The sequence below is a fragment of the Arthrobacter sp. 05T420 genome, from assembly GCF_056396305.1.
Genome location: NZ_JBFTLG010000027.1, coordinates 1 through 20,382, shown reverse-complemented (window position 1 = coordinate 20,382; position 20,382 = coordinate 1). Strand labels below are relative to the sequence as shown.

At 65.4% G+C, this 20,382-nt stretch carries 17 protein-coding genes; 6 read left to right on the top strand and 11 right to left on the bottom strand.

Features of this window, described 5'->3' with window-relative positions:
• Positions 1 to 32: 32 nt before the first annotated feature.
• Positions 33 to 914 (top strand): LysR family transcriptional regulator, encoded by an 882-nt coding sequence (locus AC1DEM_RS20695; protein ID WP_476886159.1) that lies wholly within the window; start codon positions 33 to 35, stop codon positions 912 to 914.
• Here the strand turns inward: AC1DEM_RS20695 and AC1DEM_RS20690 are convergent.
• The 8 genes from AC1DEM_RS20690 to nicT all read right to left on the bottom strand — a co-directional run bounded on the left by AC1DEM_RS20690 (position 911) and on the right by nicT (position 8,954).
• A complete protein-coding gene (locus AC1DEM_RS20690) occupies positions 911 to 1,453 on the bottom strand; it encodes a hypothetical protein (protein WP_476886158.1) in 543 nt (180 codons plus the stop codon). The two genes, AC1DEM_RS20695 and AC1DEM_RS20690, sit on opposite strands and share 4 nt — an antisense overlap.
• A gap of 2 nt (positions 1,454 to 1,455) precedes the next feature.
• Positions 1,456 to 2,013: a hypothetical protein gene (locus AC1DEM_RS20685; protein ID WP_476886157.1), complete on the bottom strand. Its 558-nt coding sequence runs from the start codon at positions 2,011 to 2,013 to the stop codon at positions 1,456 to 1,458.
• Between the two features lie 142 nt (positions 2,014 to 2,155).
• The gene (locus AC1DEM_RS20680; protein WP_476886156.1) at positions 2,156 to 4,357 is read right to left on the bottom strand and encodes a transglycosylase domain-containing protein; all 2,202 of its coding nucleotides are present in this window, start codon (positions 4,355 to 4,357) and stop codon (positions 2,156 to 2,158) included.
• A gap of 14 nt (positions 4,358 to 4,371) precedes the next feature.
• Positions 4,372 to 4,878 (bottom strand): LURP-one-related/scramblase family protein, encoded by a 507-nt coding sequence (locus AC1DEM_RS20675; protein ID WP_476886155.1) that lies wholly within the window; start codon positions 4,876 to 4,878, stop codon positions 4,372 to 4,374.
• Between the two features lie 84 nt (positions 4,879 to 4,962).
• Positions 4,963 to 5,772 carry a MetQ/NlpA family ABC transporter substrate-binding protein gene (locus AC1DEM_RS20670; protein ID WP_476886154.1) on the bottom strand — a complete coding sequence of 270 codons (810 nt, stop codon included), beginning with the start codon at positions 5,770 to 5,772 and terminating at the stop codon, positions 4,963 to 4,965.
• A gap of 97 nt (positions 5,773 to 5,869) precedes the next feature.
• A complete protein-coding gene (locus tag AC1DEM_RS20665) occupies positions 5,870 to 6,571 on the bottom strand; it encodes a methionine ABC transporter permease (protein ID WP_476886153.1) in 702 nt (233 codons plus the stop codon).
• Complete coding sequence (locus AC1DEM_RS20660; protein ID WP_476886152.1) at positions 6,568 to 7,548, bottom strand: methionine ABC transporter ATP-binding protein; 981 nt, start codon at positions 7,546 to 7,548, stop codon at positions 6,568 to 6,570. Before AC1DEM_RS20660 ends, AC1DEM_RS20665 begins: the two co-directional genes overlap by 4 nt.
• Positions 7,549 to 7,844: 296 nt before the next feature.
• Complete coding sequence (gene nicT, locus AC1DEM_RS20655) at positions 7,845 to 8,954, bottom strand: Nickel transporter NicT (protein ID WP_476886151.1); 1,110 nt, start codon at positions 8,952 to 8,954, stop codon at positions 7,845 to 7,847.
• Positions 8,955 to 9,166: 212 nt separating this feature from the next.
• On the opposite strand from nicT, the gene AC1DEM_RS20650 reads away from it, so the two are divergent.
• Positions 9,167 to 9,682, top strand: a complete 516-nt coding sequence (locus tag AC1DEM_RS20650) for a mycothiol transferase (RefSeq protein ID WP_476886150.1) — start codon at positions 9,167 to 9,169, stop codon at positions 9,680 to 9,682.
• Positions 9,683 to 9,695: 13 nt separating this feature from the next.
• Positions 9,696 to 10,814 carry an aminotransferase class V-fold PLP-dependent enzyme gene (locus AC1DEM_RS20645; RefSeq protein ID WP_476886149.1) on the top strand — a complete coding sequence of 373 codons (1,119 nt, stop codon included), beginning with the start codon at positions 9,696 to 9,698 and terminating at the stop codon, positions 10,812 to 10,814.
• Positions 10,815 to 10,863: 49 nt separating this feature from the next.
• Here AC1DEM_RS20645 and AC1DEM_RS20640 read toward each other — a convergent pair whose 3' ends face one another.
• Both AC1DEM_RS20640 and AC1DEM_RS20635 read right to left on the bottom strand, forming a co-directional pair.
• Positions 10,864 to 11,889: a Gfo/Idh/MocA family protein gene (locus tag AC1DEM_RS20640; RefSeq protein WP_476886148.1), complete on the bottom strand. Its 1,026-nt coding sequence runs from the start codon at positions 11,887 to 11,889 to the stop codon at positions 10,864 to 10,866.
• 105 nt (positions 11,890 to 11,994) lie between these two features.
• The gene (locus AC1DEM_RS20635) at positions 11,995 to 12,690 is read right to left on the bottom strand and encodes a maleylpyruvate isomerase family mycothiol-dependent enzyme (protein WP_476886147.1); all 696 of its coding nucleotides are present in this window, start codon (positions 12,688 to 12,690) and stop codon (positions 11,995 to 11,997) included.
• Between the two features lie 114 nt (positions 12,691 to 12,804).
• Between AC1DEM_RS20635 and AC1DEM_RS20630 the strand changes: the two genes are divergently transcribed.
• The 3 genes from AC1DEM_RS20630 to AC1DEM_RS20620 all read left to right on the top strand — a co-directional run bounded on the left by AC1DEM_RS20630 (position 12,805) and on the right by AC1DEM_RS20620 (position 18,521).
• On the top strand, positions 12,805 to 13,626 hold the full coding sequence (locus AC1DEM_RS20630) for a nuclease-related domain-containing protein (RefSeq protein WP_476886146.1): 822 nt from the start codon (positions 12,805 to 12,807) through the stop codon (positions 13,624 to 13,626).
• Between the two features lie 639 nt (positions 13,627 to 14,265).
• Entirely contained in the window at positions 14,266 to 17,739 is a 3,474-nt protein-coding gene (locus AC1DEM_RS20625; RefSeq protein ID WP_476886145.1) for an Ig-like domain-containing protein, read from the top strand.
• 353 nt (positions 17,740 to 18,092) lie between these two features.
• The gene (locus AC1DEM_RS20620; RefSeq protein ID WP_476886144.1) at positions 18,093 to 18,521 is read left to right on the top strand and encodes a nuclear transport factor 2 family protein; all 429 of its coding nucleotides are present in this window, start codon (positions 18,093 to 18,095) and stop codon (positions 18,519 to 18,521) included.
• A 12-nt stretch (positions 18,522 to 18,533) separates the two neighbouring features.
• Here AC1DEM_RS20620 and AC1DEM_RS20615 read toward each other — a convergent pair whose 3' ends face one another.
• On the bottom strand, positions 18,534 to 20,216 hold the full coding sequence (locus AC1DEM_RS20615; protein ID WP_476886143.1) for an HNH endonuclease: 1,683 nt from the start codon (positions 20,214 to 20,216) through the stop codon (positions 18,534 to 18,536).
• Between the last annotated feature and the right edge of the window lie 166 nt (positions 20,217 to 20,382).

The window sequence follows — 20,382 nt, the reverse complement described above, 5'->3', positions numbered from 1 at the left end:
ATTAAGGCATGGCGTGATACTGTTTCGGCATTATGTATTCCCTGGACCAACTACGTGGCTTCGTCGCCGTCGCTGAGGAACTCCACTTTGGCCGCGCTGCCGTGCGGCTCAATATGACCCAGCCACCCCTGAGCCGGCAGATTCAAAAGCTCGAAAAGTCAATCGGCGTGCAGCTGTTTGAGCGTGACAACCGGGGCGTCGCGCTGACGGCCGCCGGCTCGGCTTTCCTCACGGATGCGGTCAAGCTGCTGGAACTCGCCGAAGCCGCGCCAAGCATGGCCCGGAGAATATCCCAGGGCTCGGCCGGCTTCGTCCGCATCGGCTTTACGGCGGCATCGACGTTCGGGCTGCTCGGTGCCCTGCTCAATGAGATCTCGAGCGCGCTTCCGGATGTCGATATCGACCTGCGCGAGATGGTGACCAAGGACCAGACAGCCGCCCTGATCAACGGCGAGATTGACCTCGGGCTAGCCCGCCCGCCCTTTGATGAGGACCTTTTCGATTCGCGCCTGCTCTATCGGGAGCCGATCATGGTGGCGGTCCCCGCAGGGCACCGTTTCACCCGCCTGGACCGGCTCGTGAGCGTCGAGGACCTGCACGGCGAAGACCTGATCATGCACTCGCCCACCCAGGCGCGCTACTTCTATGACCTGGTGATCAGCCTGGTCTCATCCCACCCCACGTTTGTCCACACGGTCAGCCAGATTTTGACCATGATCTTCCTGGTCGCGGCCGGGCGGGGAATAGCCCTGGTCCCACAATCCTCAACGGCCCTCGGCATCGAGGGCGTGGAATACATCGAACTGGGTGGTTTCGAGACCGATCCGGTCGAACTGCATGCCATCTGGAGGCGGGAAGCCCGTAATCCGGCGCTGCGCCGCGTGCTGGATCTGATCAGCGGGGCGGCCGACTAACCAGGTTGCTGGTACCGGTGGCCGGCGTCGACGGCGGCTGCCACCAAGCGGTCGAAGCTGGCGGTCCCGTTCTCCGGAGGGACCACCGTGAAGACGGCGACCCATTTCTCCGGCGCATTCCTCTCCAGCGTTGAAGCCCGGGCCACATGCAGGTTCAATCCGGGCAAGCCGCTGACAAGGAGCGGAAGCTGCTCGCCGCTCTTGGTCATGTGCCGGAATTGCTTGACCGACAGTTGGTCGCCAGGGCTGCTGGTGACCTCGGCGAGGGTGTCATTCACCCGCTTGGTCAGCCCCTTCATGAAGCGCCTCTGGGCCGAGACTGTGCGCACCGTGAGGAGCGCGGCGAAGAGGAAGATAAACAAAACCATGGCACCGAAACTCCTGAGGAAGGGCAGGAAGATCATCAGGAACAGGCACAGGACCAATCCGAAAATGCTGGAAATGATGAACTTGAACACGGGGTTTTCGCCAGGTTTCTTTGACCAGCGAACAAGAGCGACAGTGTCCTTGCGGGGCTGATCGCGCCGTGAAATTTCCATGATTAGTACCCCTTCACTTCCATGAGCGCTTCGGCCAGGATGATTGCCTCGCGTGCTTCCTTGAGATCGGTGAGCAGCCCTGTATCGGGAATGGCGCCGGTGGCAACGGTGGTGCCGGCGAGTTCCGAAAAGATGCTGCTGAGCTCTTGGCGGTCCTGTGAGAGCATCCGGGACGACGTCAGTTTGATTCTGCTCAGCTCAAGCTCCAGCAGTGCCTTGTCGATGGCCTCGCGCCGGACTTGCATGATGGCCAGTTTTTCGGTGACGCGCTCGACACGGCCGCGCAGCATCGATTCCATCTTTCCTGCCACGATGTGGAGCTCGCAAAGCGCGGTGTAGGACTGCGGGGACCCGGAGTGCGCGGCGAGCTGTTCACTGACGTAATGGCGCCGTCGTTCCCATTTCCGGACGGCGGATTCATATGGTCCCAACAGCAACGAGACCGCTGCCATCGCCTTGTCCAGCGAGCCGGCCCGGGTGTTCAGGCTGGTGGTGGCGGCGTCCAGCCGCGACAGGAAGGCGTCGTAGTTGTCCTGCTGCTGGGCGCTATCGGTAGTCACGAGCCACCCGCGTGCGGTGTCGCGAATCCCCTCGCCGGAATTTGCCCCCGTCTCTCATGGCAAGAGGATAGAGGCTCCGGGCCCGATGGTATAGCCCGGTGGCGTAGGGGCGGATTCGGATCCAGAGCGTCCTGGGACAAGGTCAACGACACCGCGCACGATAGAACCGGGGGTAGCACGGTGTCCGGGGCGCGGGCTGCTTCCGGGTCATGGACTCCGGCGGTTTCGGGAAGGCAGCGGCGGGGTAGTAACCGGCTACCTTCAGCATGTAGTTCGCCCACTGCGGGCCGGCGAGCATGTACCCGTCGATGGCCTTGTAGAACTTGCCGTTGACGGTGATGTTCTGACCGGGCCGCTTCTGGCCGTGGAGGGTGTCGCCGAAGAAGGAGGCCGTGGCGAGGCCGGACGTGTAGCCCACTACCCAGGTGGCGCCGTTGGTATTGGAGGTGCCCGTCTTGGCAGCGGTCGGAAACTTGTCCTGGACCTTGGGCTTGATGTAAACGCCTGACCCGCGCTTGAGCACATCCTGCAGCACGGAGTTGACACCGCGGGCGACCTCGGGCTTGATCGCACCGTGACAGGCGCTGGTCTCGGCCGGCAGCTTCTGTCCCGCTGCGTCGGTTACTGCCGTGATCGCTATGGGTGTGCAGTATTTGCCGTCGTTGGCGAAGGTGGCAAAGGCGTTGGCCAGATGGAGCGGGGCCACGCCGATGGCGCCGAGCAGGTTGCCCAGTTGGTGCATGTTGACCTGGGCGTTGTCCACGCCGCTGTGGATCCCTGCGGCGTCCACCATTTTTTGGATGCCGCAGAAGTCCAGCTGGGCGGCCTCGGCGAAGGTGGCGGTGTTGATGGAGTTGTACAGCCCGTAGTTCACGGGCATGCGGCGGTAGTATCCCAGGTCATTGTTCTGCAGGTCGTCCGCGGCGCCGAGGGCTTTCTGCGCCGTGCTGTAGGCACCGAGCACCCTGCCGCAGCTTGACCTCCACCGGAATCCGAGGGGATAGGACCGCCGGGAGGCGTCCACCATGGCGGTCAGGGATTTGCCCTCGTTGAGCCACTCGGCGAACGTGAACGGTTTCATGGTGGAACCAGGCTGGAAGCCGCCAGCTCCGTTGAGGTCGTTACCGTTGGCATCCTTGGAATCGACGTTGAAGTTCAACTGCGTATCGAATTTTCCGGGCGCCGGGAGAAAGACGGTGTTTTGCGCCATCGCCAGGATCCTGCCCGTTCCGGGCGCGATCGAGACCATCGCGGCCCCCCATTTGTCCGGGTTCGCCCCGGCTGTGGCATCCACCTGCGCCTGCGCGGCCAATTGGAGCCGGCTGTCCAGGGTGGTTCTGATGGTCAGGCCGCCGCGGAACAGCTTCCTCTCACGCTCGGCCATACCCGCGCCGTAGGCCGGGTTGTTGAGGATGAGGTGGGAAACGTAGTCGCAGAAGTACGGTGCCATTTCGGCGCCGGCGCATCCCTGCATCCCGGGGGTGATCTTCAGGCCCACCGGGGCGGCGACGGCGGCATCATGTTGCGCCTTCGAGATAGCGCCGTCCTTGAGCATTCTGCCGAGCACCTGGTTTCGTCGCTGGACGGCGTTTTCCGGATGGAGGGCGGGATTGTAGAAGCTGGGGCTGTTCACGAGACCTGCCAGCAGGGCAGCTTGCGGCAGCGTGAGGTCCTTGGCCGTGGTGTTGAAGAAATATCGGGCCGCGGCTTCAATGCCGTAGGCATCCCGGGCAAAGAACACGATGTTCAAGTACCCCTCAAGGATCTGGTCCTTGGTGAACCTCTTCTCCAATTCGACGGCGAGCTTCATCTCGCGAATCTTGTCGGCCATGCTCTTCTGCCCGTTGAGGACAATCTGATCGCCCCTGTCCGCAGAGACCAGGGATTCATTGAGCACGTTGGTGACGTACTGCTGCGTCAGTGTGGAGGCGCCCTGCCTCCCGCCGCTGGTCAGGTTGGACACCAGCGCCCGGACAATCCCTTGGGGATCAATGCCGGCGTGCTCGTAGAAGCGGCGGTCCTCGATCGCGACGATCGCGTCCTTGACGTACGGGGACATCTGGTCGAGCCTGACCTTCACGCGGTTTTCCGCGAAGAAGGTTGCGATCGTTTTCCCGTCGGCGCTGAGCACCCTGGTCGACTCCGACGGCGGATCAACGGTCAGCTCCGACGGGAGGCCGTTGAACAATTTGATCGAATCGCTGACGGCGACGCCGGTCGCGGCCACGGTGGGCACCAAGAGGCTGGCGGCCAGCACGCCGCAGACCGCGCTCGCTGTCAAGAACCCGAACAACCTCCACAGGGTCGGGGCTAGCAGGGAGCGGGGGCGGTTCCTCGGCGCCATGTTCGCTGAACGGGCTAGGTCAAGGAGTCGATGGCGACGGTGATTGCCAGGATGAGCGGGACGTCCTCGCCTTCAGCGACTTCGACGCCGTAGGACTCACGCACGCGGAACCATTTCTTGGAGATCGTGGCGACCGTGTGGCCGTCGCGCTCTATCTCGTATTCATGGTCGACGATGTTGCCGTGCGCCTTCATGTCGGCGCCGTCTTTCACATCGATGGCGAAGCGATCGCGGAGTCCGACCAGCGCCTTGTGGACCGTCGCGGCGGTGTCGCCGCCGCGCTCGATGGAGACCTTGTCCCGGATTGAGAGCTTGCGCTCCTGGATGTGCGCCACCTCGTTTCCCGAGGCGTCCTCCAATGCGAACGTGTCCCGGACACGAACTGCCTTGCCATTGACCTTGTAGGCGCGTCTGCCCTGGTCGTCTTCGATCCAGAAGTCATCGCCAATCGACAGCAATTTCTCGCGCATCTGAAACCGCTGGGCTGCGGGTTCGTCATGGCGGCGGCGTAATAGTCCCATGCCCTGACCATAGGCCCGTCCCGCAGGCCGGCGCCTCACCCGAACCGGATGGTCCGGGTGAGGGGCCAGGGAAGCGCCAAGCGGTCAGCTGGCAGGGATCACCAGGCCCTTGAATTTGGTCTGGATGAAATCCTTCATGTCCTGCGAGGTCAGGATCTTGTAGAGCTTCTGCACCCGCGGGTCATCCTTCATTTCGGCCTTCACTGCCAGGACGTTGTAGTAGGCGCTGTCCTTGCCCTCGACCAGCAGCTGCTTGTCGGCGCTCAGGCCGGCAGGTAGGGCAAATGCCAGTGTCACGATTGCCGCGTCCTTGTCGTTGAGGGCCTGCGGCAGGCTGGCGTTTTCGATCTCCGTGAACTGGAGGTTCTTTGGGTTGGCCTTGATGTCCTTGAGCGTGATCGGGTTTTCACTGACGTCAATCAGTCCCTTGGACGCCAGCAGCTTCAGGGCCCGGGCCTCGTTGGTGGGGTCGTTGGGGATGGCGACCGAGGCGCCGTCGGGAAGGGCCGCAAGGTTGGCCACGCCATTGGAGTACAGGGCCATGGGCGGCAGATACACCTTGCCCACGCTGACGAGGCTCTTGCCGGAAGCCTTGTTGTAGGTCTCCATGAAGGTGGTGTTCTGGAACAGGTTGGCGTCGATGTCGCCGTCGCTCACAGCCGCGTTGGGCGTGTTGTAGTCGCTGAACTCCTTGTACTCCACGGTGAGGCCCTGTTTGGGGGCGAGTTCCCGCTGGACTTGCTTCAACATGTCCCCGGCGGGAACCGCGAGGGCACCGACCTTGATGGTCTCGGCGGCCCCGCCTTGGCTGGCGGAACCCGCGCCGCAGGCGGATAGGGCGAGGATGGCGGCCGCGCCGGTCGCGGCAGCCTTCAGGATTTGTGCACGGAACATTTGGGACTCTTTCGCAGAAGGGGATGGGGCATTGGGGTGGGGTTTGCGGTCTTAGCTGGGTTTGCTGTTTTAGCTGGGGGTGCGGTGCGGGCGGTGGCTACCGGTGGGACAGGCGCCGCGCCGCGAAGTTGCCCAGGGACTGGAAGACCTGCACCAGCAGGACCAGGAGGATGACAACTCCGAACATGTATTCCGGGCTGTAGCGCTGGTATCCGTAGCGGAATGCGACGTCCCCGAGGCCGCCGCCGCCCACCGCGCCCACCATGGCGGAGTAGCCGATGAGTCCGACCACGGTGGTGGACAGCCCGAGCGCCAGGGCCGGGACTGCCTCGGCAACCATGACCTTGGTCAGGATGGTCCACCGGCTGGCGCCCAGCGACTGGGCGGCTTCGACGAGTCCCACAGGCACTTCGCGGATGCCTATCTCCACCAGCCGGGCGAAGAAAGGAATACCGGCGATGGTCAACGGGACAATCGCGGCGGTCGGTCCGATGAAGGATCCAACCAGCAGGCGGGTAAACGGAATGAGCAGGATCATGAGGATGATGAAGGGGACGGACCTGCCAATGTTCACCACGACGTCGAGCACGCGGTTGACAGCGAACCCGAGCGCCCGGCTGCCGAAGAGCTTCGCCAGCAGGCCACCGGATTCGGTGGTCACGAGCAGGACTCCGGCGGCCAGGCCGAAAAGAATCGTAAACAGCAGGCTGAGGCCAACGGTGTAAAACGTCTCTCCCGCGCCTTTGAGGATCGTGTCCAGCAGGTCCGACCAAAAGTACGGGTCGTTACGGTCGATCACTTGACTACCTCCACGAAGAGTCCTTGGGAACGGAGATCGGCCACGGCGGCGGCCACGGTCCGCTCATCACCGGGCAGCTCGAGCCGGGTGCGGCCCGTCTGGAGTCCGCGGACGGTTTCAACTGCGGCACCCAGGATTCCGACGTCGATGCCATGCTTGCGCGCCAGCTGGGCGATCACGGGCCGGTCGGTTTTGACTCCGCTAAAGGTGATGTCAATGATGGCGCTGGGCGTCTCCGGGATCTCTCCCATGGGGAACAGCGCCTGGCCCAGCAGGGATTTTTCTGTCGTCAGCAGCCGATCCACGGGTCCCTGCTCAAGGATCCGTCCCCCGCTCATGACGGCGGCGGAGTCGCAAATCCGCTTCACGACATCCATTTCGTGCGTGATGAGCAGCACTGTCAGCCCAAGGTCCCTGCTCAGTTTCCGAATGAGATCAAGAATCTGCCGGGTCGTCTCCGGATCCAGTGCTGAGGTCGCCTCGTCGCTGAGCAGTACTGTGGGGTTGGAAGCCAGCGCACGGGCAATGCCGACGCGCTGCTTCTGTCCGCCAGACAACTGTGCGGGGTAGGCGGAGGCCTTGCCGTGCAGGCCCACGAGTTCGAGGATCTCGAGAGCCCGGGAGCGCCGGGCTGCGCGCCCGGCGCCTGTGATCTCCAACGACAGTTCCACATTCGCCTGCACGGTCCTGCTGCTGAGCAGGTTGAAGTGTTGGAAGATCATGCCAATGTTGTGCCGTGCTTCTCGCAGGGCTGCGCCGGACAGTGTGGTCATCTCGCGGCCATCGACCTTCACGCTCCCAGAATCCGGAAGTTCCAAGGAATTGATGGTGCGGATCAGCGTGCTCTTACCGGCGCCGCTCTGCCCAACGACGCCGAAGATCTCGCCGCGGGCGACGGACAGCGTGACGTCGTCGAGGGCCCGGACCGCGGTCGGCCCGGAGCCGTAGCTCTTTGAGACCTGGCTGACGGAAATCATGGATGGTGCTCCCTGTGGTGGCTGGAATCGTCACGGAAGCGTTCCGCAAAATTGGGTGCGGACTTTCGTCCGCACCCTTTCCTTAAATTCTGCCAATAAGGCGCTGGCGGCACAAAATCCGAATTTTCACTCTAGAAAAACGAGCTCCTGGGCCAAGATAATTCATCCGTTCCGAGGGGATCGGCTCGGAAGCGGCCGCCGCGTCCGGAAGTGCCTGGCGAATCGGGAACTCCACCGGCACCCATCGCGTCATGAGGGATTCATCACATTGCTGGCCGCTCTGCGCCGCAGGGGCCTCAGCTGGTGCCGGGTTGGCTCCAGCGTTGCTCGATCCGGCCAAATTTCCAGACGGCGAGCGCGATCAGCCAGATGACCACGAAGAGACCGACAATGATGTATCCGACGTTTTCCAGCTCCAGCGAGCCGATTGTGGCCGCCGGCCCTGAATTGATTCCCAGCTTGTCCGCCACGAGCCCGAGCAGCACGATGACGCCGACCACCAGTGCCACTACAACCGAGAGCACCGTGACTGTCAGGTTGTAGAACACCTTGCGGACCGGCTTGAGGAATGCCCACCCGTACGCCCTGGACATGAACACGCCATCGGCGGTGTCGAAGATGCTCATTCCGGCGGCGAACAGCACGGGTAGGACCAGGATGGCGTACCAGGGCAAGGAGAAGGCCGCGGAACCCGCTGCGAGGAGGAGCAGGGCAATCTGGGACGCGGTGTCGAATCCCAGGCCCATCAGCAGGCCGACCGGATAGACGTGCCATGGCTTGGCGATCCTGCGGATTGTTCCGCCAAGCCGTCGGGCCAGGAAGCCCCGGTTGTTGAGCTGATGCTCAAGCTCGGCCTCGTTCAGTTCGCCGGTGCGCATCCCGCGGAAGACCCGGACGATGCCAATCACGGAGACGAGGTTCACCAGCCCGATCAGGATAAGGAATGTCCCAGCGACGGCGCTTCCCACCAGCCCCAGTGTCTGTATGAGAGCTGAGTCCTCGTTCTGCACGCTGCCGGCCATCGATCTCACGCCGAGGGCCAGGAGCAGCGCCGCGCCGAACACGACGGTCGAGTGGCCCAGCGAGAACCAGAAGCCCACCCCCAGAGCGGTCTGCCCCTCACCGACCAGCTTGCGGGTGGCGTTGTCGATGACGGCGATGTGGTCGGCGTCGAACGCGTGCCGCACTCCCAACAGAAAGGCCGTAACGCCCAGCCCCACCCCGTACACACCGGAGCGGCCCAGGGCGAAGTTCTGCGGAGCCACGGCCAGCGTCAGCACGCTCCAGCCGACCACATTGAGCAGGATGACGAAGCCGGTGATGCCCGCGAGATGGAACTTGTCCCGGCGTTCCCAGCGACTGCTTGTCGGTCGCTCCGGCTGCGCTGCAGGCAACAGGTTGCTCATAGTTCGTAAGGGTAGGCGCGGGGGTCGCCGCTGCCAAGACCTCGTGGACTGTGCCGGCCGGTTGCCGCAGGCTTTACCTTCGCTTGCGCCGAAGAGGCCGAAACGCTCGGCCCTATCCGCGGCTGCGGCTGCCATGCAAGCATGGGGCTCACCGATCATGAACAGCACTTCGATCATGAACAAGCACCGATCATGAACAGCGAGGGGACTCGATGAAATCCAATGAACTGCTGCTGGACGCCTTCGGCCGGATCCATGAGACGGTGGCCGACGCCCTGGCAGGGGTCGACGATGCCACGTTGCTCCGACGGCCCGCAGGCACGGGGAACTCGATGGCCTGGCTCATCTGGCACCTCGGCCGGGTCGAGGACGTGCAACTGGCGTCGGCCGCCGGCCTGGACCAGGTCTGGACCTCGCAGGGGTTTGCGGCCCGCTTCGACCTGCCCCTGTCCAAGCGGGACACCGGCTACAGCCATACGAGCGCACAGGTCGACGCGGTGCAGGCACCGCCGGAGCTGTTGCTCGAGTACTACGACGCTGTTCACCGGCAGACAGTGGAATTCCTGAAGACCCTCGGCGACAACGACTTCGACCGAATCGTCGATACCCGCTGGGACCCGCCCGTCACGCTCGGGGTACGGCTGGTTAGCACGATTGCCGATTGCCTCCAGCACGTGGGGCAGGCGGCCTACGCGAGGGGCCTGAACCCGGCGCCCGGGCACGGTTAGGACGGTCCCTGACATGGACGCCGCCGATATCCGCCAGCTCTTCCCCGGGCTCAAGGACACCATCTATCTCAACACCGCGACCATGAATGTCGGCTCCGCCCCCGCGAGGGAGGCCTACGAACTGGCGGCCGGGCGCTGGTCTGCCGGCCGGTTCGACTGGTTGGAAGCCGAGCGGGCAGGGGAGGACGCCCGTGCCATGTTCGCGGAGATCGTCGGCGCCACGGCCGGGGAGATCGCAATCGTTCCGGCCGTGAGCTCAGCCGCCGGGATCGTGGCCGCCAACCTGCCACCCGCCAAGCACGGAGAGAACGTGGTAGTCGCACAGAACGAATTCGTCTCGAACTACTATCCCTGGCTCCTGCTCCGGGAGCGCGGCTACGAGGTCCGCGCCGTGGCGCCGGGCGGCGACGGCGTGACGGCCGAGGCGTTTGGGCAGGCGGCCGACGGCGGCACGCGCCTGATCGCGGTAAGCGCCGTTCATTCGGCCAACGGTTACCGGACCGACCTGGCCGCGCTCGCCCGGGTCGCTGCCCGCTCCGGCGCCTGGTTCTTCGTCGACGCCTGCCAGGCGGCGGGCGCGGTGCCGCTGGACGTGGTGCGCGACGGCGTGGATTTCCTGGCCGCAGCGAGCCACAAGTTCCTGCTCGGCTCCCGGGGCATGGGCTACCTCTATGTCCGGAGCGGGCTGCTGGACCGCGTCCGGCCCATCGGCCCGGGCTGGAAGGCCGCCCGCAATCCGGCCGAAAGCTTCTACGGTCCGGCCATGGACCTCTCACCCACGGCCTCGAAGCTGGATGCCTCGCTGGCGTGGTTTCCCGCCCTGGCCGAGCAGGCGGCCCTCGGCATCTTCCGCCGGTTCGGCATCAATGCCTTGCTCGAACGCAACGCCCGGCTCGCGCTTCATCTGCAGGCCGCCCTGGCGGCGGAAGGCTCCGACTTCCGGCCCTTCACCGCGCAGCACCGCTCGACCATCGTCTCCGTTGCCGTGAGAGACACCGAGGCGGTGGTGGCGCGGTTCCGCCAGGCCAACGTGGTGGCGTCGGTCCGCGAGGGCAGGATCCGGCTGGCCGTACATTTCTACAACGTGGAAGAAGAGCTCGACCGAGTTGCCCAGTTGATCGGACGCGGCTGAGCGGGCACCGGACATGCCTCTCACGGCGCTGGGTGGTGAGGCGCCCGTCCTACTTCTTGTCGCTGCTGTAGGTAAGGCCGATCTGGCGCCTGATTTCGTCCAAGGCCTCCATGACCTGAACGCTCTGCCGTGGTGGCAGGATGTCGTTTGCAGTGGCACGTGCAGCAATGAGCCGCTCCATTTCCCGCGCCTGGTATTGCATTCCGCGGCCAGCGACCGGCTCTTCGAAGCGCTCGACGACGTTGCCGTCGGCGTCGTACCGGGTGAAGGCTGTGTGCTCGTACCAGACTGACGGGATCTCGATTCGGCCTTCGGTGCCGATGATCGAGGCCTGGTTCGGACCCGCGGTGTCGAGGGCGCAGTGCAGCACGGCCTGCTGCCCGTCCCCGTACTCGAAAATCATGGCGGTCTGCCGGTCAACACCGGTTTCAGTCATGCTGGCTGCTGCCCGGATGCCGGCGGGCGCTCCGAAGACGTCGAAGGCGAAGGACACGGGGTAAATGCCCAGGTCCAGGAGCGCGCCGCCGCCCAGTGCGGGGTCGTTGAGGCGGTGCGTCGGATCCTTGGGCAGATTTTGGTTGTGGTCCGCGATTACTGTCCGGACGTCGCCCAGGGCGCCGGATCGAATCAGTTCACGGATGCGGACCATGTGCGGAAGATAGCGGGTCCACATGGCCTCCAGGGCGATCAGTCCCTTCGACTCGGCGAGCTCCACAATCTCCCGGGCCTGCCAGGCGTTCATGGCGAAGGGCTTTTCAATCAGCACGTGTTTGCCGGCGGTCAGGGCCAACAGCGCATTTTCGTGGTGGAACGGGTGCGGCGTCGAAATGTAGACAATATCCACGTCCGGGTCGGCCACGAGGTCCTCGTAGCTGCCATGGGACGAGGGGATCTGAAACCGGGCCGCGAACTCCGCAGCCGACGCCAGGTTTCGGGAGCCCACGGCCTGGACCACTGAGCCGTCGCCAATCAGGTCCGGCGTTTGCAGCCCGGCGATGAACCCCGTGCCGAGGATGCCCCACCTCGGGACGGGTTGGGCAATATCTGCGGACTCGGGGGCGGCGTAATCTGACATGCGGTGGGTTCCCTTCGGGCTGTGGTCACGAAAGCGTCCGGCGGCTTCTAGTTGCGTCGGCAGCTTCCCAGGACGTGTTCGTATCCTAAGCCCGGAATCCGTGGCTCACGGTGTGAGGGGGCCCCGAAGCACGCGCAGGGCAGCGTCGGCATCGCCTTCAATGAGGGCGACATCCTCCAGGCTGGACCGGCCCCACAAGCCCAGGTACATGGCGGGCACCGGGGCGGAGATCGATGCCACGGCCGGACCAGGGCCCAGCGTCCAGCCCGCGGCCCCGGGCACCTGGAAGGTCACGGCCCTGTCCGGGGGCGGCATCCGGCCCAGTCGCAGCTGGCGCGGCGCGAACATCGCCAGGACCTCGTCGACGCCGTCGAGCATGAAGTCGTCCCCCAGGACGGGGATGTCAGAGCCAAGCGCCTGACAGGCGTCGATGAGGTGGATGGAGTGTTCGTGGGCCTGGCGCCGAAGCCAGAACCCGGCGGTGTGCGGCGGCGGGCCGAAATCCCAACACGGTTTCTCTGGGTCAACTGCCGTCATCGTCTCGAGGAAGGGTTCCGTGCCCTCGAGGAACCAGGCCGCGGCGCCCTCGGCCGGCGGTGCCGGTTCATTGACGAAGGCGCCCCCGCGGACCACGGCGGCGGCCCACCGCTCGATTGATCCGAGATGCCCGAATAGCTGCTCGAGCGTCCAGTCCGGGCATGCCGGCACGGTACGGGCAAGCCGGTCCTCAGACTGCCGGGCGAGCGTGCCAAGATGGTCCAGAAAGCCGGCCAGCTCGGCCAGGTATCGATCGGGCGACATGGGATGAGCCTAACGCGACGAAGCAAAGATTCCGGCGCGCCGCGGCCTCCTCCTTGCGGGCCGGGCTTGTGCGCCTAAACTGCGTCGCATGCGTCCCACACGAGTGTCGCGGCAATGAGCGGATATCCGGCGTCGGCGCCGTTGACTGAGCGGTTTGCGGCCCAGTCCGTGATCGAGGAGCTGCTGGCAGTCCAGGAGCTCGTTCCGCCGCGTTCGCTGCTCAGGCGGGTGTTCGGTGCCAGTCCGTTGAGCGACGCCAGCTGGCCCTGGTACCGCGGTGCGCTGGGCGAGATCGCCGTCGGCAGGGTCCTGGCAAAGCTCGGACCCGAATGGTTGGTACTGCATGCCGTCCCCGTGGGCTCCGGCTGGGCGGACATCGATCATGTGTTGGTCGGTCCCGCCGGCGTCTTTACCCTCAACACCAAGAACCATGCGGGCCAAAATATCTGGGTAGCAGGGCAAACCCTGATGGTCTCAGGAAAGAAACTCCGCCACCTCAATAACTCCGCGCACGAGGGCGCCCGGGCCTCGAAACTGCTCAGCACCGCAGTTGGCGCCGCCGTCGACGTCACGGCGGTCGTGGTGATCGTGGAACCCAAGCGGCTGACGATCAAGGAGAAGCCGCGCGAGGTGATTGTGCTGAGCGATCGGCAGGTCCTGGGGTTTCTGCAGCGGCGCAAAGCTGTGCTGGACGCGGAAGAGGTCCAACGCGTCGCTGCCGCTGCCGTCAATGCCCGGACCTGGCACACGAAGCCCGCTTTCCCAGGCAAACCGGATGAGCTCAAGACGAACTTCGCCGCCCTCCGGAGGTTGGTTGATCAGGCACGACGGCGCCGGGTTGCGTGGGTGCTTGGTGTTCCCGCCGCGGGCTTTTTGGTGTTGGCCACGGCAGGTCCGCTGGGTGCGGCAATCCTGCACGCAGTGATGAACCGGTAGGGGAGACCCCTCCAGCGAAAGGCGCGCGCCGCCGTCGCGAAAAAGGCTCGGGCCGGGACGCTGAGACGTTCCCGCACGCCCGCCTGATCCCGATGGGGAACGGCCTTGCCAGCCCGGCAGTTCCCCATGCCCGCGCGTTCCCTTGGCTGAGCGGTCCCCTTAGTTGCGCGCTTCCTGTACCCGCGCATTCCCTTGGCTGCGCGCTTCCCCTAGCTCAAGGTGTGGCCGCTGCCTCGCGCCTGAAAATGATGTGCTGCCGCGCCAGAACGAAGTGCGCCTCGGCCCGACATTTCCGGCGAAGCAGGTAGCTAATTGCAAAACCCAAGTAGCCGCCAAGTAGCCACCTGAAGAAAACCCGAATCGCCCTCGAGAAGTCGAGTAGCATCCACTCGCGCGCTCCCCAAGCCCCCGCTTTTAGGCTCCGAAGTACTGGGTTAATAAAGTCAATGTAGTGGTCAGAAACGGGTCTCAACCATGGGTGATCAGACAGATATTTGGGTGTCGTCCGGGCATTTAAGCGGCCGTCAACGCGGTGGACGAAGGGGAGGGCCGCCGCAGCGCCCAAAGCATCGAGCGGCCCCAATTCGCGCAACGTGGTCCCGGCAACGCCCGTGGTCCCGGGGTGCCTGGGCGTCCCTGTTGTCAGCATCGCTCGCATTTGCCGGGCTGGTACTGAGCGGGCCCGCCGTCGCGGACGTGGGGACCATCGCCTACGATTCGCTGCGGTCTGGTTGGGACAAGGACGAGCCCGGGCTCTCGCCATCGGCGGTCGCCTCCTCTAACTTCGGCAGGCTATTCTCCGCGAAAGTGGATGGACAGGTGTACGCCCAACCGCTCGTGGTCGGCAGTACCGTGATTGCCGCGACGGAAAACAACGCGGTCTACGGGCTGGACAGCGCCACCGGCGCTGCAAAGTGGACTCGCAAACTCGGGCCAGCGTGGCCGGCGTCGACGGTGGGTTGCGGCGACCTCACACCCAACATCGGAGTCACGTCCACTCCCGTCTACGACCCGGTGACGAAGAGCGTCTACCTGCTTGCAAAGACGAATGACGGCGCAAATGCCAAGCTCCCGCACTGGTACATGCATGCCCTGGACGTGGTGACCGGTGCGGAGAAGCCCGGGTTCCCCGTCGTCATCCAGGGCGCGCCGACAAATGACCCCACCCGGCCGTTCAACCCGATGACAGCGATGCAGCGTCCCGGGTTGCTGCTTCTGAACGGGGTCGTATATGCAGGATTTGCCAGCCACTGCGACTACGCGCCGTTCGTCGGCTACGTCGTCGGCGTATCGACCGCCGGCCGGCAGACGACGATGTGGGCGACCGAATCGGGCAACGCCAACGCGGAGGGAGGTATCTGGCAATCCGGCGGAGGACTGGTGTCCGATGGTCCCGGTCAGATCCTGCTCACCACGGGGAACGGCATTTCCCCCAAACCAGGTCCGGGAACGAAGCCGCCCTCTACCCTGGCAGAGGCGGTGGTCCGGCTCCGGGTCGGCAGTGACGGCAAGCTGGCCCCCACCGATTTCTTCAGCCCAGCCAACAACGCGAAGTTGAACCTCAACGACGCCGATCTGGGAGCCGGGGCGCCCGTGGCGATCCCGGACGGCTACGGCACCGCTGCACACCCGCACCTGCTGGCCCAAATCGGCAAGGACGGCACCATGTATCTGCTGGACCGGGACAACCTGGGCGGCATGGCGCAGGGGCCGGGCGGGACCGACGCCGTCCTGGACAAAGCCGGTCCATACAACGGAGTGTGGGGGAAGCCGGCGTTTCTCGGGACCAGCACCGGTGGATACGTCTACGTCGTCGAGAGCAACGGGTTCCTTCGCGCGTTCAAGCTCGTGCCGGGCGCTGCGGGAGGGGTCAGCCTCGCCGCCGTCGGGACGTCCACCGGCACGTTCGGATTCAGCTCGGGTACGCCGGTGGTGACGTCCTCCGGTATGGACGGGTCCTCGGCCTTGGTTTGGGTGGTCTACGTCAGCGGAGGTACGGGGGCGGGTGCGGAACTGCGCGCTTACCGTGCACTACCGGACAACACAGGGAACCTCAAGGAGGTGTTTAGCGCCCCATTGGGTACCGGGGCCAAGTTCTCCTCGGTGGCCACCGACCGGGGCCGGGTATACGTCGGCACCAGGGACGGGCAGGTCATAGGCTTCGGCGCCCCGACGACCTCAGCGGTAGGGGCAACGAACACCGACCTGGGCGCAGCCCCAGTGGGTTCTACTCGCACGGGGACCGTGACGATCACGGCGTCGCGGGCGGTGACGGTCAACACCGTCACGGCCAGTGCCCCGTTCGATCTTGGAGCGACGCTGACGTTGCCTCGGGCGCTGGCGAAAGGCGGCAGCATGACGCTCCCCGTGACGTTCTCGCCAGCGGTTCCGGGCCAGGCAGACGGCACGCTCACGGTCAAAACGGCCGACGGCGAGACCAACCTTCTCGGCGTCCACGGTGTCGGTACCAAGGACGGGCTGGGCGCGACGCCGGCGGTGGTGCAGTTCACCGACGTGCCAACAAAAACGGTCAGCCGGGGAACGGTAAATATCGTCAACACGGGCACCACCGTCGCCAAGATCACTGGAGTTACCTTGCCGGCTAACGCACAACTCAGCGTCGACCCCGCCACGGTGCCGGTCGTGGGGCGGACGGTCCAGCCACTGGCGTCGCTTGCCGTGTCCATTTTGTTCAGTCCGACGTCGGCGGGTCCGGTCACCGATTCTCTCGTCGTCGCCAGTGACCGCGGGAGCGTGACCGTAAAGGTGGCCGCGACCGCCGTCTCCGGCGCGGCGCACCTGCAAATGCCGGGCGCGCTGGACTTTGGTGATGTCCCCGTTGGGACCTCAGTGACCCGGGCCTTCCAGATCACGAACACCGGAAACGTCCCAATGACCATCACCAAGGCGAAGGCGCCGCAGGGGGTCTTCTCCACAGACAGTCCCATCGCCGAGGGGTTGAAGATACCCGCAGGCGAGTCTGCCTATCAGTCCGTGACGTTTACTCCGACGAAAGTGGGTCAGGCCGGAACGCTCGACACTTTCTACCTGATCACTGCTGACGACGGCCAGGGCGCGCTCAAGACAATGCTCACGGGGAAGGGCACGGACGACCCGATAGCTGCCTACGCGTGGAAGGTTGGCGCCGGCGACCCGCGGTCGAAACTCGGCCGGTCGCTGGCCTTGGAGTATGACGTGGCAGGCGGGAAGTGCCAGGACTATGTCAGGGGGGTGATCTGCTGGTCACCGACTACCGGGGCGCATGCGCTCCTGGGCGCGATCTACGGCCGTTATAAGGCCGCCGGCGGTGCAGCCGGTGCGCTCGGCTTCCCGACCACCGACGAGAAGGCTACCAAGGATGGGGTGGGGCGGTACGTCCATTTCTCCGGTTCGGGAGGGTCCTCAATTTATTGGACGCCGACGACCGGGGCGCACGATATCCAAGGCGAAATCCGTGCCAAATGGGCGTCGCTAGGTTGGGAGGCAGGACCGCTGGGCTATCCGATCACCGACACGAAGGGCTCGCCGGACGGGATTGGGAAGTTCAACCATTTCTCGGGTGTGGTTGGGCACTCGATCTACTGGTCGCCGAAGACGGGGGCGCACTGGATCAGCGGTGCGATCCGGACCAAGTGGGGGTCCCTGGGCTGGGAGACGGGACCGCTGGGCTATCCGACCACCGACGAGAAGTCCTCGCCGGACAAGATAGGGAAGTTCAACCACTTCTCGGGTGCGGTCGGGCACTCGATCTACTGGTCGCCGAAGACGGGGGCGCACTGGATCGCCGGTGCGATCCGGACCAGTTGGGGTTCCCTGGGCTGGGAGACGGGACCGCTGGGCTATCCGACAACCGACGAGATGACCCCGCCGGACGGGGTGGGGCGGTACAACCACTTCTCGGGCGCGGTTGGGCACTCGATCTACTGGTCGCCGAAGACGGGGGCGCACTGGATCGCCGGTGCGATCCGGTCCAGGTGGATAGCGCTTGGCTGGGAGAGAAGCCGCCTGGGCTATCCGGCCCGGGACGAGTACTCGGTTTCCGTGGGCCGGGCATCGGACTTCCAGGGTGGCCGCTTGACCTATAACTCGACCACCAGGCAGGTCACCGGATAGCGTTTGCCGACGCCACTAGGGTCCGGAGCTCCCGGACCCTAGTGGCGTTTCGACTCGGTTGCGCTGGACCTCATCGGTCTGGTCGGTTCCTGGACTTGATCGCGCTGGACCTCATTGGTCTGGTGGGTTCCTGGACTTGATCGCGCTGGACCTCATTGGTCTGGTGGGTTCCTGGACTTGATCGCGCTGGACCTCATTGGTCTGGTGGGTTCCTGGACTTGATCGGCATGCTAGCGGGCGAGTGCGGCGAGGGCTGATGATGGAAGCAGGCGGATTTCCGCCAGCATTGCGATTCATCATCGCGCCGGTGCATGAGATCGCGCACAAGCTCCGCCGCGCCGAGGAGTGATCTGATGAGCCAAGTTATCCAACGCCTGCTTGCTGCATTCAATGACCACGACCTTGAGGCAGCCGCCGCGTTGTTTCATGAGTCGTACAACAGCGTGCAACCGGCCCACCCGGCCAGGGCATTTGTGGGGCGGGCGCAGATGCACGCCAACTGGGCGGCGATATTCGCTGGCATTCCCGATTTTCACGCAGAAATGCTTCGCTCCGTGGATGACGGTAACACCGCGTGGAGCGAATGGTCCTGGGGCGGCACCCGCACCGACGGGCAGCCCTTCGACATGCGCGGCGTGACCATCTTCGAGGTGGAGGACGGCCTCATAACGGGCGGAACGCTGTTCATGGAAGAGCTTGAACGGCAGGACGTGGGCATCGCAGAGGCCGTTCAGACACTGACGGGCCACCTACCGGAGCAGTCCCCGGGCGCAGCGGACTGAGTTGCTTGGGGTTTAGGCGGCCGGAGGAAGGCTGGGCGCGCGTCGACGCATTTTGGCTTGGTACCGGAGTTGGCGTTGGCGCCGTTGCCGGGAGCCCGGCTGGTCTGTGGCTGTTGAGCCGAGCGGTGTCCCCGGGAGGGGTGGTGCGGTGGAGTGGTAGGTGTGGCCGGTGGGGGTGGTGAGTTCGATGGTGTGCCTGTTACTGCTGCGCCCGGGCCCGGCTGCTGGACCGGGTGCTGGTCGGGGTCCAGAGTCCGCGAGTTGTGGGTGCGCGGGGTTTACGGGACGGGCTCGCCAGCCGGGGGTGTCTTTGGTGTGGTTGCAGGCTTCGCAGAGGCCGGCGCCGTTGGTCTGGGTGGTGGGGCCGCCGTGGTGCCAGGGGATGATGTGGTCCAGGTGCCGGATCGGGGCGTCGCAGTAGGGCGTGCGGCAGGTGTCGTCCCGGGTCTGGATGAGGCGGCGGAGCCGGTGCGGGAAGATCCGGGCCCGGGAGTCCATGGCGACGAGCTCGCCGGTGCGCGGGTGGGTGTAGAGCCGTCGGAGCCAGACGGTGAAAGCGTTCGCGTCGGCGTCGGCGTCGGCGTCGGCGTCGGCGTCGGCGTCGGCGTCGGCATCGGCACCGGATGCGTCACTGGGTCTCTTGGGGCGGCCGGGTCCCGGGGGTCCGCCGGCTGTGCCGCCTGGTTCGGGGGGACCGGTGGTTGACTCGCCGGATTCCTGTGGGCCGTTTTGTCCGGATGAACTGATGCCGGCTGTGCCGTCCTTGGCGTTGGTGGCGTTGGTGGCGTTGATGAGGGCGCGGGCCCAGCCGGCGGGGACGGTGCCGTAGCCGGGGATCCGAGCCGGTTCACTGTCGGCCTGGAAGAGGGTGCGGTCGGTCATGACGACCTGGATTTCGACCCCGGTGATCCCGCCCGGCGTGCCGGTGCAGCGCTCGACGAGGGTGTCGGCCATGGCCTGGCCGCGGGAACGGGGGTCCCCGGCGGCCCGGAGGGTGTCGGCGTGCCGGCTCAGGGCGGTGTAGATCCCGACGCCGGCGGTGACCGGGAGCAGGGCGGTGAGGTAGCACATGGTGTCCGGGGCCGGGCGGAGGCTGACATGCCGCTCGGACATGGCGTGTGCGGCGCGGTCGGTGACGGTGCGCGGGTCCAGCCGGTACGCGGCGGCCCGGGCGGTGGCGACCAGCCGCCGGTCCCCGGCCCCGGCGAGGGTCCCGGTGTCGGGTGCGAGGTGTTCGTCGACGGCGGCCCGGTCCGCGGCGGTCAGGCACGCGGTTTCGCGCACGAGCAAGGTGGCGCGCCATTCGTTCAGCTGCCCGGACTGCAGCGCGGCGAGGGTGTGCGGCATCTCGGTCACGAGGGCTTTGGCCAGGCCCAGGAGCCGGCCGCCTTTGGCGGGGGATTCGTGCCGGGCGAGGGCGATCTGCGCGCCGATCCCGGCGCCGAGCTGCTCGGCGGGGATCCCGGCGGCGGCCTGGGCGCGGCGCTGGGACAGATCCAGTGCGACGGCGTGCCGTGCCTGTCGGGCTGCCATGGCGGATTTCAGGTCTTCGAGTTCCCGGATCTCATCGATCAGGGCAGCGGCGCTGTCAGGGGCCGGGAGGCCGGTCAGGAGCGTGGCCAAGTCCGCGACCGTCGCAGTCGTTGCCGGTGCCGAATCTGCCGGAACCACATCGGGCCCCTGAGTGCCTTCCATGAATCAAGTGTCCCTGCGGGCTATGACATTTATGGCCGTCCGCAGCCGCTCGACCGCTTCGGAGACCAGCGGGGAAATTCCGGGTTCGGCCGTAACTCCCGGAACGCTGCCCAAGATAACGTCGAGCCGAAGGAGCATCAGCAAGGTGTCGATCGCAGACTTCAAC